The organism is Actinoplanes nipponensis, assembly GCF_016862275.1.
In the GTDB taxonomy this organism is placed as follows: Bacteria; Actinomycetota; Actinomycetes; order Mycobacteriales; family Micromonosporaceae; genus Actinoplanes; species Actinoplanes nipponensis.
Genome location: NZ_BOMQ01000011.1, coordinates 76,909 through 89,727, shown reverse-complemented (window position 1 = coordinate 89,727; position 12,819 = coordinate 76,909). Strand labels below are relative to the sequence as shown.

General features: G+C 74.0%; 12 protein-coding genes. 11 read left to right on the top strand and 1 reads right to left on the bottom strand.

The window, feature by feature from the left end; genetic code table 11:
- Window positions 1–72 precede the first annotated feature (72 nt).
- On the top strand, window positions 73–1,092 hold the full coding sequence (locus Ani05nite_RS04615) for a glycoside hydrolase family 113 protein (protein ID WP_203765426.1): 1,020 nt from the start codon (window positions 73–75) through the stop codon (window positions 1,090–1,092).
- A 4-nt stretch (window positions 1,093–1,096) separates the two neighbouring features.
- Here Ani05nite_RS04615 and Ani05nite_RS04610 read toward each other — a convergent pair whose 3' ends face one another.
- The gene (locus Ani05nite_RS04610; protein WP_203765425.1) at window positions 1,097–2,053 is read right to left on the bottom strand and encodes an aldo/keto reductase; all 957 of its coding nucleotides are present in this window, start codon (window positions 2,051–2,053) and stop codon (window positions 1,097–1,099) included.
- 198 nt (window positions 2,054–2,251) lie between these two features.
- On the opposite strand from Ani05nite_RS04610, the gene Ani05nite_RS04605 reads away from it, so the two are divergent.
- The 10 genes from Ani05nite_RS04605 to Ani05nite_RS04560 all read left to right on the top strand — a co-directional run bounded on the left by Ani05nite_RS04605 (window position 2,252) and on the right by Ani05nite_RS04560 (window position 12,818).
- Window positions 2,252–3,208 carry an SRPBCC family protein gene (locus Ani05nite_RS04605; protein ID WP_203765421.1) on the top strand — a complete coding sequence of 319 codons (957 nt, stop codon included), beginning with the start codon at window positions 2,252–2,254 and terminating at the stop codon, window positions 3,206–3,208.
- Window positions 3,201–4,766, top strand: a complete 1,566-nt coding sequence (locus tag Ani05nite_RS04600; protein ID WP_203765420.1) for a class I adenylate-forming enzyme family protein — start codon at window positions 3,201–3,203, stop codon at window positions 4,764–4,766. Before Ani05nite_RS04605 ends, Ani05nite_RS04600 begins: the two co-directional genes overlap by 8 nt.
- On the top strand, window positions 4,760–5,056 hold the full coding sequence (locus Ani05nite_RS04595; protein ID WP_203765419.1) for an antibiotic biosynthesis monooxygenase family protein: 297 nt from the start codon (window positions 4,760–4,762) through the stop codon (window positions 5,054–5,056). The genes Ani05nite_RS04600 and Ani05nite_RS04595 overlap by 7 nt, the downstream gene beginning before the upstream one ends.
- A gap of 30 nt (window positions 5,057–5,086) precedes the next feature.
- Window positions 5,087–6,676 carry an FAD-dependent monooxygenase gene (locus Ani05nite_RS04590; protein WP_203765418.1) on the top strand — a complete coding sequence of 530 codons (1,590 nt, stop codon included), beginning with the start codon at window positions 5,087–5,089 and terminating at the stop codon, window positions 6,674–6,676.
- 31 nt (window positions 6,677–6,707) lie between these two features.
- Window positions 6,708–7,724 (top strand): methyltransferase, encoded by a 1,017-nt coding sequence (locus tag Ani05nite_RS04585; RefSeq protein ID WP_203765417.1) that lies wholly within the window; start codon window positions 6,708–6,710, stop codon window positions 7,722–7,724.
- 91 nt (window positions 7,725–7,815) lie between these two features.
- Window positions 7,816–9,030, top strand: a complete 1,215-nt coding sequence (locus Ani05nite_RS04580; RefSeq protein WP_203765415.1) for an FAD-dependent monooxygenase — start codon at window positions 7,816–7,818, stop codon at window positions 9,028–9,030.
- 88 nt (window positions 9,031–9,118) lie between these two features.
- Complete coding sequence (locus Ani05nite_RS04575; RefSeq protein WP_203765413.1) at window positions 9,119–9,904, top strand: cyclase family protein; 786 nt, start codon at window positions 9,119–9,121, stop codon at window positions 9,902–9,904.
- The gene (locus tag Ani05nite_RS04570) at window positions 9,901–10,335 is read left to right on the top strand and encodes a nuclear transport factor 2 family protein (RefSeq protein ID WP_239129280.1); all 435 of its coding nucleotides are present in this window, start codon (window positions 9,901–9,903) and stop codon (window positions 10,333–10,335) included. The genes Ani05nite_RS04575 and Ani05nite_RS04570 overlap by 4 nt, the downstream gene beginning before the upstream one ends.
- A gap of 33 nt (window positions 10,336–10,368) precedes the next feature.
- Window positions 10,369–11,598, top strand: a complete 1,230-nt coding sequence (locus Ani05nite_RS04565) for a nucleotide disphospho-sugar-binding domain-containing protein (RefSeq protein WP_203765409.1) — start codon at window positions 10,369–10,371, stop codon at window positions 11,596–11,598.
- Window positions 11,598–12,818 carry a nucleotide disphospho-sugar-binding domain-containing protein gene (locus Ani05nite_RS04560; protein ID WP_203765407.1) on the top strand — a complete coding sequence of 407 codons (1,221 nt, stop codon included), beginning with the start codon at window positions 11,598–11,600 and terminating at the stop codon, window positions 12,816–12,818. Before Ani05nite_RS04565 ends, Ani05nite_RS04560 begins: the two co-directional genes overlap by 1 nt.
- The last annotated feature ends 1 nt before the right edge of the window (window position 12,819 follow it).

Here is a 12,819-nt window from a genome sequence, read left to right as displayed (position 1 = left end):
GGTTGACCACGGCGCCGCGCGCTCGGCATCCTGAGGCCGTCGGACACCCGGACCGGAGGGGACGCCCCGGACATGCGCGGCAAAGGCATCAACTACGACACCGGTTTCTTCCCGGGCGGCCGCCCGTCCCGCGACTCCTTCGATCCGGACGTGGTGCGCCGGGAGATGCGGATCATCGCGGCGGACCTGCACTGCACCGACGTCCGGGTCTCCGGCGGTGATCCCGAACGCCTCGCGGTCGCCGCTGGGCACGCGGCGCAGGCCGGGCTGCGGGTGTGGTTCTCGCCCTTCCCGACCGAGCTGACCACCACGCGGATGCGGCCGTTCCTCGCCGAGTGCGCCGAGCGCGCCGAGCAGCTGCGGGCCGGCGGCGCCGACGTGGTGTTCGTGGCCGGCTGCGAGCTGACCCTGTTCGCCGCCGGCCTGCTGCCCGGCGACGACGTGTACGCCCGGATCCGCTCCCTCACCTCGCCCCGGCGGCACGGCGGACCGACCCGCGAGGGCCTGAACCGGCAACTCAACACGTTCCTCGCGGACGTCGCCGGGGACGTGCGGCAGCGCTTCGGCGGCCCGCTCACGTACGCGTCCGGGACCTGGGAGGCGGTCGACTGGACGCCGTTCGACATCGTCGGCGTGGACGCGTACCGGGACCTGAGCAACCTGATCGGGTTCCGCCGGTCGCTGCGCCGGCACCTCCGGCACGGCAAGCCGGTCGCGGTCACCGAGTTCGGCTGCTGCACCTACCGGGGAGCCGGGCTGCGCGGCGGTACCGGATGGACCATCGTGGACCACGGGACCGAGCCGCCAAGCATCCGCGGGCGGCACACCCGCAGCGAGTCCGAACAGGTGAGCTACCTGCACCGGCTGCTCAAGGACTTCGCCGCGGTCGGCGTCGACGCGGCGTTCTGGTTCACGTTCGCGTCGTACCAGCTGCCGCATCGCGCCGATCCGGCCCGGGATCTCGATCTGGCCGCGTACGGGGTGGTCAAGGTCCTCGACGACCGGCCCGGCAGCACCTACCCCGGCCTGGCGTGGGAGCCCAAGGAGGTCTTCCACGCCCTGGCCGCCGCCTACCGCACCGGGTCGCCGTAGCGGCTCAGCGCCGCGGCCGGCGGTCGCCGCTGGCGGCCCCGGGCGGCATGGCCTCCGACAGTTGCCGCAGGTCCTCCTCGGTCAGCTCGACGTCGGCCGCGGCCGCGTTCATCTCGGCGTGCATGGCGGTACGGCTGCTGGGGATCGCCACGATGTCCGGCCCCTGGGCCAGCAGCCAGGCCAGCGCGAGCCGGACCAGGCTGACGTTGCGCCGGGTGGCGATTTCCTGGGCCCCGGCCACCAGGGCCAGGTTGTCACCGAGGTGGGCGGCGGAGAACCGGGGGTGATTGCGCCGGAAGTCCCCCTCGCCGAGCGAGTCGGATGCGATGATCCGCCCGGTCAGCAGGCCGCGGCCGAGCGGGCTGCAGGCCACCAGGCCGACCCCGAGGGCCCGCGCCGCCGGGAGCACCTCGGCCTCCACGCCCCGTTCGAAGAGGGAGTATTCGCTGGCCAGCGCGGCGACGGGATGCACCGCGACGGCCCGGGCCAGCTCCTGGGCGGTGGCCTCGGACAGGCCGATGTGGGCGATCTTGCCCTCGGCCACCAGCTCGGCGAGCGCGCCCACGCTGTCCTCCACGGGCACCCGGGGATCCACCCGGGCCAGGTAGTACAGGCCGATCCGGGGCACCCCGAGCCGCCGCAGTGACGCGTCGCAGGCCCGCCGCAGGTGTTCCGGCGAGCCGTCCACGCCGGCCGGGCGCCCCTCGGGGGTGAACAGCGCGCCACCCCGGGTCGCGATCGTGACGTCGTCGCGGCCGGCGACCGCGGCGGCGACGACCGATTCGACGCGACCCCCGCCGTAGAAGTCGGCGGTGTCGACGAGCCGCATGCCGCTGTCCAGGGCGTGCCGGATCGCCGCCACCGACTCGTCGCGGCCCACCGCACCGTAGCCGCCGGTCAGACCGAGCGTGCCGAAGCCGATGGCGGTCGTGGTGAGCGCGCCCAACCGTCGCGTCTGCATCGCACCTCCCAGAGCCGAGTGGGCACCGACCCGGGGCCCTGTGCGCGCAGCATGCCCGCAGCGGATCGAAGCCGGATCAAGGATCGCGGCTTCAGTCCGGCTTGAACGCCGCTCGAAGCCGGCCGCCGAGTCTCAGCGGTGAAGCAGGCAGCCCGACGAGTCCGAGGCGACGACAGCCCGGGAGAGGGAAGGTGCGCGGTGTCGCGAACCCTGAGCCGTGAGGCTCTCGAGACGGTGGCCGTGGCGGCGCCGGCGGATGCGGTCTTCGGCCTCATCACCGACGTCCGGCGCTGGCCGCAGTTGTTCCGCTCGCTGGTGCACACCCGGATCGGGCCGGGCGACGGCGGCGCCACGGACGTGGTGCACTGCTGGGGCGTCCGCGGGCCGGATGCGGTACGGGCATGGACGGCACGCCGATGGATCGACGCCGAGGCGCTGACCGTCGACTTCGACAACGAGCCGCCGCCGCCGGGCGTCCGCGCTCAGCACGGCCGGTGGACGGTCGAGCCCAGCGGCCCCGGGTCCTGCCGGGTGACGCTGTCGCACGCCTTCGACTGCGGCGACGACGTGCCGGGCCACCTGGCCGACCGCACCGCGGCGGAGTTCGCCCGGCACAGCGCCGGCCAGCTCGCCGAGCTCAAGCAGGCCGCCGAGCGGGGCGTTGAACTCGACCAGCTGATCATCGGCTGGGAGGACACCTTGTTCGTCTCCGGCGACGCGGCGGACGCCTGGGTGGTCCTCTGGGAGGCCGGCCGGTGGCCGGAGCGCATTCCGCACGTCTCCCGGCTGGCCCTGTCCGAACCCGAGCCGGGCGTGCAGTTCTTCGACATGGACACCGCCACCCCGGACGGGCGTGCGCACACCACCCGGTCCGTCCGGATCGGTTTCCCGCACGACCTGATCGTCTACAAGCAGATCACCCTGCCGCCGATGCTGGAGGCACACACCGGACACTGGCGGTTCGAGCAGACCCCCGAGGGCGTGCTGCTGGGCGCCCGCCACACCGTGACGCTGAAGAAGTCGGCGCTGGACATGCTCGGCCCCGGCACCACCGTCCCGGCCGCCCGGCGCTACGCCCGCAAGGTGCTCGGCACCAACAGCATGAAGAACCTGCAGATCGCCAAGGCGTACGCCGAGGAGCGCGCCGGTGACTGAGCTGACGCTCGCCGCGGCCGCCCGGCCCGCCATCGACTACCCGGCCGGACCGGCGGACCGGCTCCTGCGCCGGGCGGCGGCCCGGCGCCCGGACCAGGTGGCGATCTCCGCCCGCACCGGCCACCTGACGTTCGCGCAACTCGACGAGGCGGTGGACCGGGCGGCAGCCGCGCTGACGGCTTTCATCGGTGGCCCGGGACAGCGGATCGGGGTGGCCACCGAGCTTTCCGTCGCGTTCGCGGTGGGTTTCTACGCGGTGCTGCGCAGCGGCAACGTCGTGGTCACCCTGAACCCGATGCACCGTCCGGAGCGCATCGCCGGGACCCTGACAGCCTCGGGCGCGACGCTGGCCCTCGTCCCGGACGCCCTGCGGGATCAGCTGTCCGAGGTGGGGGCGGCGCTGCCGCCGTTGCTGATCCTCGGCGACGCCGGCCCCGGATCGCTGGGGCACCTCGCCGCGACGGCGGGACCGGTGGCGCTGCCCGAGGTGACCGGCGACGACATCGCCTGCGTGCACTTCACCAGCGGCACCACCGGCGAACCCAAGGGCGTGCTGCTCAGCCACCGCAACCTGATCGCCAACGCGGCCCAGACCGCTCAGGCCCACGGCCTGGACGCTGACGCGGTGAGTTTCAACGCCCTGCCGGCATACCACCTGATGCACCTCGGCGCCGCTGTGCTGGCCGGCGCGACCCAGGTGCTGCACGGGGCGCCGGCGCTGGCGGGGCGGGGCACCGTCGCCGACTCCCTGGTGGCGGCGGCGCGCGCCGGCGCGACCCACTACTACACGCTGCCCATGCTGCTGGCCATGCTCGCCCGCGACCCCGGTCCGCACAGGCCGGACGCGGGAAGGCTGCGCGGCATGTTCTGCGGCGGCTCGGCCCTGGCCGCCGCGGTGGCCCGGGCGCTGAGCGCACGCTTCGGCATCCCGGTCGTCCAGGGGTACGGCCTGGCCGAGGCCAGCTCGATGACCCACCTGGACCGGCCGGACCGGCCCCGGCCCGGCTCCGTGGGGATGGTCGCGGCCGACACCGAGTGCCGCATCGTCGACGTGGACAGCCGGCTCGTCGTGCCGACCGGCCGCGCCGGAGAGATCGAGGTCCGGGGGCCGCAGATCATGGCGGGCTACGCGGACGGCGCCACCGGCACCCACGCGGACGGCTGGCTGGCCACCGGCGACGTGGGCCGGCTGGACGACGACGGCTACCTCTGGCTCGTCGACCGGCTCAAGGACGTCTTCAAGTGCGACAACGAGCTGGTCTCGCCGTCGGAGCTGGAGGAGGTGCTGGGCGGACATCCCGCCGTCCGCGAGTGCGCCGTCGTGGACCGGCCCGACCCGGTTCGCGGCGCCGTCCCGGTCGCTCTGCTGGTGCTCGCCGATCCCCTGGCGGCCCCGGCCGCGATCATCGCCGACGCCAACACCCGGCTGGCGAGCTTTCAGCAGATCACGACCGGCCTGGTCGTCGACGCGCTGCCCCGTACCCCCGTCGGCAAGATCGCCCGGCGCGACCTGCGCCGTCTCGCCGCGGACCGACCGGAAAGGACCGCACCGTGCTGACCCTGATGAACGAGTTCACCGTGACCGGCGACGTCGACGAGTTCCTCGGCGTGCTGGCCGACTTCAACGCCTACATGTCCGCCCGGCCCGGGGCCGGCTCCTACCAGTTGCTGCGCTCCACGCGCCGGCCCCGGGTGTTCGTGGAGCTGGCCGAGTGGGAGAGCGCCGAGGCGCACCAGGCGGCCGTCCGCAGCGAAGGATTCCTGCCGCTGGTGACCCGGCTGCGCCCGCTGGTGGAGAAGTCCGTGCCGGACCTCTACGAGACGCTGCACGCGCCGGCCGCGGCCTGACCCGTCCGCGAGACTGCCGAGGAGCACCTCATGCCCGACCAGACAGAAGTCCTCGTGGCCGGCGCCGGGCCGGTGGGACTCACTGCCGCCCTGGAACTGACCCGCCGCGGAGTCCGGGCCCGGATCGTCGACGCCGCCTCCGGCCCGGCGACCACCAGCCGGGCCATCGCCACCCACCCGCGCACGCTGGAGACGTACGACCAGATGGGCATCGCCGACGAGATGATCGCCCGCGGCCTGATCGTGCGGGCGTTCACGATGTACTCCAACGGCAGCCGGCTGATCCGTCTCGACGCCGACTACACCGCCAGTCCCACCCAGTTCCCGTTCACGGTCGCGATCGACCAGGTACGCACCGAGGAGGTGCTGCGCGAGGCCCTGGCCCGGCACGGTGTCGAGGTGGAGTGGGACACGGCACTGACCGGCTTCGACGAGACGCCGGACGGGGTCCTGAGCCACACCGCGAGCGGCGCGTCGATCCCCTCGGCCTGGCTGATCGGCTGCGACGGCGGCCACAGCACCGTCCGCAAGCAGCTCGGCCTCCCGCTGACCGGTGAGGTCAACGAGACCTGGCTGATCGCCGACGCCCTGGTCGACACGGACCTGCCCCGCAACAGCATCTACTGGATCCACACTTCCGGCGGCACCCTGATGATGGCGCCGCTGCCCGGCGCGCGGCGCTGGCGGATGCTCGACACCGTCGACGTCGACTACGACGGCGATGCCGGCGCGATCGCCGCCCGGTTCACCGGCAAGTTGTCGGTCGGTACGGGCGTGCCGGTGGTCGTCGAGGCGCCGGCCTGGGTATCGGTGTTCACCGCCCAGCAACGGATGGTCCCGGCGATGCAGTCGGGACGGGTGTTCGTGGCCGGCGACGCCGCGCACGTCCACAGTCCGGCCAGCGGACAGGGCATGAACACCGGCATCCAGGAGGCGTACAACCTGGCCTGGAAGCTGGCGATGGTGATCCGCGGGTGGGCCGGGGCGGACCTGCTCGACACGTACAGCCAGGAGCGGGTGCCGGTCGGCGCCGGCCTGCTGGAGTCGACCCGGACGGCCAGTGCCCTGGTGGCGCTGAAGAACCGGCTGGCCGGTGTCGCGCTGCCCGTGGTCTTCGCCATCATGCGCCGGGTACCGCCGATGCGGGTCCGGGCCCAGCGCACCGCCCTGGGCCGCGTCTCCGGGCTCGACATCGGCTATCCGCGCGGACCGCTGACGACCACCACCACCGGCGGCCGCCGGCCCGCACCCGGCGACCGCGTCCGGCGCATCACCGTGGCCGCCGACAACCCGGGCTGGCAGGCGCTGCGCGCCGAGCTGCGGGACGTCCGGTGGACGCTGCTGGCCTTCGGCGCCGAGGCGGCAGCGCTGGCCGGTCCGTGGGGACCGGCGCTGTCCGTACGCACCGTCGCCGAGGACGCGGCGGACGTCGAGGGGGCGCTCATCGACCCCGGCGGCGTGCTCACCGAGGCGCTCGGCGCGGCCGCCGGCGGCTGGATCCTGATCCGACCCGACGGCTACGTCGCCGCCCGGGGCGACACCCCCGATCCGGCCGCCGTGCGCGCCGCGCTGGCCCCGGCCCACCTGTTGTCCGGCGGACCGGTCGCGGCACCGGTGTGACCCCGTTCGCCCACCCCGAAGGGAACAGACCATGAACCCACCGCAGCCGTCCGCGCCGACCCGGCTCAAGGAACTCGCCCTGGGCAACGCGTACGCCGCGATGCTGCACGCCGCGACCCGGCTCGGGATCGCCGACGCCCTCGGGGAGGAACCGGCCACCGTGCCGGAACTGGCCGAGACGGTCGGCGCCGACGGCCCGACCCTGCGCCGGTTGCTGCGCGCGCTCGCCCTGGACGGGGTGTTCGCCGAGACCCCGGACGGCCGGTTCACCCACACCGAGATGTCCCGGCTGTTGCGGACCGGCAGCCCGGCGAGCATGGCGGACATGGTGTTGTGGGCCGGAGCCGCCTGGACGTGGCAGGCCTGGCCGAAACTGGCCGACGCCGTGCGCACCGGCGAACCGGTCGTGCCCGGCCTGTACGGCAAGGACTTCTTCACCTACCTGCGCGAGGACGGCGGGGCCGACGCCGAGGTGTTCGACCGCGCGATGACCCAGTCCAGCGCCCGCACGTCGGAGTCGGTGGCCGCGGCGCTGGACACCTCCGGCGCGAAGACCCTGGTGGACGTCGGCGGCGGTCAGGGGCACCTGTTGCGCACCCTGCTCGAGACCCGTCCGTACCTGCACGGCGTGCTGTTCGACCAGCCCGGGGTGGTCGACGGCGCCGTACCGGAGCTGCGTGACGGCGGCGTCCTCGCCGGCCGCGCCACCGTGGTGCCCGGCGACTGCCTGGAGGCCGTTCCCGTGGACGCCGACATCTATCTGATCAAGCAGGTGCTCAAGTGGGACTTCGACCGGTCCGTGCGGGTCCTGGCGAACATCCGCGCGGCGGCCCGCCCGGGTGCCCGGGTGGTGGTCGTGCAGAACCTCGTCGACGACACCCCGGAGCCCCGCTACGCGGCGGCGATGGACCTCCTGCTGCTGCTCAACGTCGGCGGCCGCGAGCACTCGCTGGACGAGTTCAAGACGCTGTTCACCCGCGCCGGCCTCGCCTTCGCCGGTGTGACCCGCACGTCGACGTCGCTGCGGCTGATCGAGGCGACGGTCTGACCGTTCCTCCCGCGGGTGGCGCCTCGAACGTGCGTCGTGCCGTCCTCGACCGGCCGGCGGGAGCCTGAAGTCCCAGGGAAAGGGGAAAGCGGTGCGCGAGATCCGGACGGACGTCTGTGTCGTCGGGGGCGGTCCCGCCGGGCTGACGCTGGCGCTGTTGCTGGTGCGTTCCGGCGTCGCCGTCACCGTGGTCGAGAAGGCCCGGTCGCTCGACCGCGAATACCGCGGCGAGATCCTGCAGCCGGGCGGCCTGCGCATCCTGGACCAGGCCGGCGTGCTGGCCGGCGCGAGGTCCCGCGGCGGCTACGAGCTGACCCGCTTCCAGCTGATCGACGGCGACCGGCCGGTGCTGGACATGGACTACCGGCGCCTACCGGCGCCGCACAACTATCTGCTCAGCATCCCCCAGCGGCACGTGCTCAGCGAGCTCGGCGACCGCTGCGCCGAACACGACACCTTCCGGATGCTCGCCGGGCACCGGTTGAGCGCGCTGTTGCGCGCGGGCGACTCCGGTCCGGTGCGGGGCGTGGTCGCCGACGACGGCCGCGAGCGGGTCGCCGTCCGGGCCGCGGTCGTGGTCGGCGCGGACGGCCGCTATTCCAAGACCCGGGCGCTCGCCGGCATCGCCAACCGCCGCCACGACGTCTTCGACCTGGACATCTGCTGGTTCAAGCTGCCGTGGGACGGCGCGCCGACCGGGCGGGTGCGCATCTTCCGAGCGCCGAGCAACCCGGCCCTGGCCTACGATTCCTTCCCCGGCTGCCTGCAGATCGGCTGGACCGTGCCGCACGGCGGCTACCGGGCCGTCGCCGCGCGCGGCATCCGGCATGTCAAGGCCCAGATCCAGGCCAGCATCCCCGAGTACGCGGACCTGGTCGGCCGGCACATCCACGCGCTGTCGGACCTGACGCTGCTCGACGTCTTCGGCGCCCGGGCGAGCCGGTGGTCCGACGCCGGGCTGGTGCTCATCGGCGACGCCGCGCACACCCACAGCCCGCTCGGCGCGCAGGGCATCAACCTCGCCGTCCAGGACGCCGCACTGCTGCACCCGATGCTGCTCGCCGCCCTGAGCGACGGCGACGTCAGCGCCGCGCGCCTCGGCGAGTTCGAGCGGACCCGCCGCCGTGACATCAACGGCGTCATGCGTTTCCAGACGCTGCAGAGCAAGGGAATGTTCTCCGGTGGCGGCCTGGCCGGCTTCCTGCGGCCAAGGGTCGCCCGCGTGCTCATGCACACGCCGGTCGGCACCCGGATCACCCGGCACGTCACCCTCGGCAATCCCCGCATCCGGGTGGCCGCCGGCTGAGCCTTTCCCCATCCCCACCCACCACGTACCCCGCAGCCACGCCGCACAGTGCCGGCCACGGACCGGCGCCCTGCCCCGGGAGGAACCCATGCGCATCATCGATCTGTCCACCTCCATCGACGCTTCCAAGTGGGAGCCCGAGACGGTCGTGCACGAGGTCACCTCGCCGGCCGACGGGGCCACCCACATGGCCGAGGAGATGGCCGCCAACTTCGGGCTCGAGATCAGCCCGGCCGACCTGCGGGACGGGGAGCTGCTGTCGATCGACACGCTTACGCTGACCACGCACACCGGCACGCACATCGACGCGCCGTCGCACTACGGCACCCGTACCACCTACGGCAACGGCGTGCCGCGCAACATCGACGAGATGCCGCTGGACTGGTTCTACGGCCCCGGCGTGGTGCTCGACATCAGCGAGGCGGAGCACGTCGCCGACGCCGCCTACCTGGAGCGGGAACTCAAGCGGATCGACTACACCCTCTCCCCCGGCGACATCGTGCTGCTCAACACGGGCGCCTCGGTGTACGCCGGCTCGATGCTCTACTTCACCAACTTCGTCGGGCTGGACGCCTCGGGCACCAACTTCCTGCTCGACCAGGGGGTCCGGGTGATCGGCACCGACGCGTTCAGCCTGGACGCCCCGTTCGGCGACATGATCACCCGGTTCCACGACAGCGGCGACCGCGACGTGCTGTTCCCGGCCCACTTCGTCGGCCGCGACCGCGAGTACTGCCAGATCGAGCGGCTCAGCAACCTCGACGACCTGCCGGAGCCGTTCGGTTTCACGGTGGCCTGCTTCCCCGTGAAGATCGCCGGAGCCGGCGCCGGATGGTCGCGCGCCGTCGCGATCGTCGAGGACGGTGCCGCGTGACCGCCGCCGTGACCACCGGCCTCGCCGAGCTGTACGCCCAGGTCCACCAGTTCTACGCCCGGCACTTCCACCTGCTCGACGAGGGCGACGCGCGGGCGTGGGCCGAGACGTTCACCCCGGACGGCTGGTTCTGGCCGGCGGTGCTGCCGGAGCCGGTACGCGGCCGGGAGGCCCTGATCGCCGGGGTGCGGGAGACGCACGCCCGGCTCGCCGCCGCCGGCGAACAGCACCGGCACTGGCACGGCATGGTGCACATCGAGCCCGTCGACGAGGACACCGTGGCGGTGCGCTGCTACGCGCAGATCTTCGCGATCCCGGCCGGCGGCCCGGCCCGGCTGCAGATGCACTGCGTCTGCGAGGACGTGCTGGTGCGGGCCGGGCACGGATGGCAGGTCCGGCAGCGCCGGGTCCAGCGCGACGACCTGCGCTGAGCGACCACCGCCAGGACGAGGGAGTACGGATCGATGCGAGTGCTGTTCGCCGTGTCTTCGTGGCCCGGCCACTACTATCCGATGGTGCCGCTGGGCTGGGCCCTGCAGGCCGCCGGGCACGACGTCCGCGTCGCCTGTACGCCCGGTCAGCACGCGGCGGTCAGCGCCGCCGGGCTCACCCCGGTGCCGGTGCTGGACGGCATGGACATGGTGTTCCTGACCCGGCTGCGCTATCTGTGGGACGCCCAGGCGGGCCACTGGCCCTACCCGTGGCAGCCGCTGCACCCCGTGACCGGGCAGGAGGTCGCCGGCCTGCGCGACTTCGACTTCGACTCCTACGTCGCCGCGCACACCGCCACCACCTTCGGGGCGATGATCCGCAGCTTCGACGCGGCCGTTCGCCTCGCCCGGGACTGGCGGCCCGACCTGGTCGTCCACGACCCGCTCGCCGTCGAGGGGGCGCTGGCGGCGGCCGCCGTCAAGGTGCCGGCCGTGACCCACCTGTGGGGGCCGGTCGGCACCCATGAGCCGGCGGCGACCGGCCTGCAGATCGTGCCGGAGTACCCGGCGGGCACGTTCGCCCGGTGGAAGGTCGGGTCGCTGGGCCCGGACGCCGTCACCCACGTCGTCGACGTCTGCCCGCCCGCGCTGGCCCCGCCCACCACGGCGACCCGGCTGCCGGTGCGGTTCGTGCCGTACAACGGCCCGGGCGCGGGGCCGCCCGGGGACGACCGCCCGGCCGGCCGGCCGCGGGTGTGCGTCGTCTGGGGCACGTCCACCACGGCGATGTCCGGGCCGCGGTCGTTCGCCCTGCCCGACATCGTGACGGCGCTCGCGGGCCTCGACGTCGAGGTGGTCGTCACTGCCACCGCCGAGGACCTGGACCGGCTCGGCCCGCTGCCGCGGGGCGTACGCGGCGTCGAGCGGTGCCCGCTGCGACTGGTGCTGCCGGGTTGCTCGGCGGTGGTGCACCACGGTGGCGCCGGATGCACCATGACGGCCGTCGATGCCGGGGTGCCTCAACTCGGCGTCAGCTTCGCCATCGAGCAGGCCCTGAACGCCGAACGGGTCGCCGCCGCCGGGGCCGGCGCCCATCTGCCCGGGCACCTGGCCGGCGTGGACACCGTCCGGGCCGCTGTGACGGACCTGCTGGACAAGCCCGCGTACGCGGCCGCCGCCCGGGCCCTGCGGGAGGACGCGCGGGCCCGGCCCACGCCGGCCGACCTGGTGTCCACCCTGGCCGGCCTCGCGGGACGGCCGTGATGCGGATCCTGGCCACGGTCTCCGGCTGGCCCGCCCACTACTTCCCGATGGTGCCGCTGGGCTGGGCGCTGCGCGCGGCCGGACATGAACTGCGGGTGGCGTGCGCGCCCGGTCAGGCCGCCGCCGTGCGGACCGCGGGCCTGGCCGCCGTGCCGGTACTGGGCGAACTCGACATGGTGTACATGGCCCGCTTCGCCAATCTCTGGCTGGCCCGCGCGGGCGCGTGGCCGTATCCCTGGGCGCCGTTGCACCCGGAGACCGGCGAGCCGGTCGATCCGTCCACCTTCGACCTGGACGGCTACGCCGAGACGGCGAAGCGGCACATCGCCCGGCAGACCGAGACGAGTTTCGACGCGGCCATCGGCTACACCCGGCGATGGCGGCCCGACCTGATCCTGCACGACCGGCTCAGCGCCGAGGGGCTGCTGGCCGCGAAGGTCGCCGGCATTCCGGCGGTCGCGCACCTGTGGGGGCCGGTCGGCACCGACGAGAGGGCCGCGGAGCTGTACCCGCTGCCGGTGGACTACACCCGGGCGTTCCCGCGCCACGGCGCCGGCATGCTCGACGCCGACGCGATCACCCACGTCGTCGACCCCTGCCCGAGCGGGCTCACCCCACCGGTGCGCGGCATCCGGATCGACATGCGCTACCTGCCGTACAACGGTCCCGGTGCGGCGCCGGAGCTGCCCCCGGCGGGCCGGCGTCCCCGGGTGTGCGTGGTGTGGAGCAACTCGATGAGCCGGATGTACGGCCGCGGCGCGTACCTGGTGCCCCGCATCGTCGCGGCGCTGGCCGAGCTGGACGTTGAGGTGCTGCTTCCGGTGCACCCGGACGACCGTGCCGCGCTGGGTGAGCTGCCCCCGCGCGTCCGCCTGCTCGACCAGGCCCCGTTGCACCTGCTGCTGCCGGGCTGCGCGGCGGTCGTGCACCATGGCGGCGCCGGCTGCGCGATGACCGCCGTCGACGCCGGGACGCCGCAGTTGGCCCTCCCCTTCGGCCCGGAGCAGCGGGCCATCGGCGCCCGGCTGGCGGCTGCCGGCGCGGGACTCGGCATCGCCGGGCACGAGGCCACCCGGGCGCAGATCCGCGACGCCGTGCAGGCGCTGCTGAGCACGCCGCGGCACTCCGCCGCGGCGGCCGAGCTGGCGGCGGCCAGCCGCAGCCGGCCCACCCCCGCCGACGTGGTCCGCGTGCTGGCGACGCTGACGACGGCGACCTGAC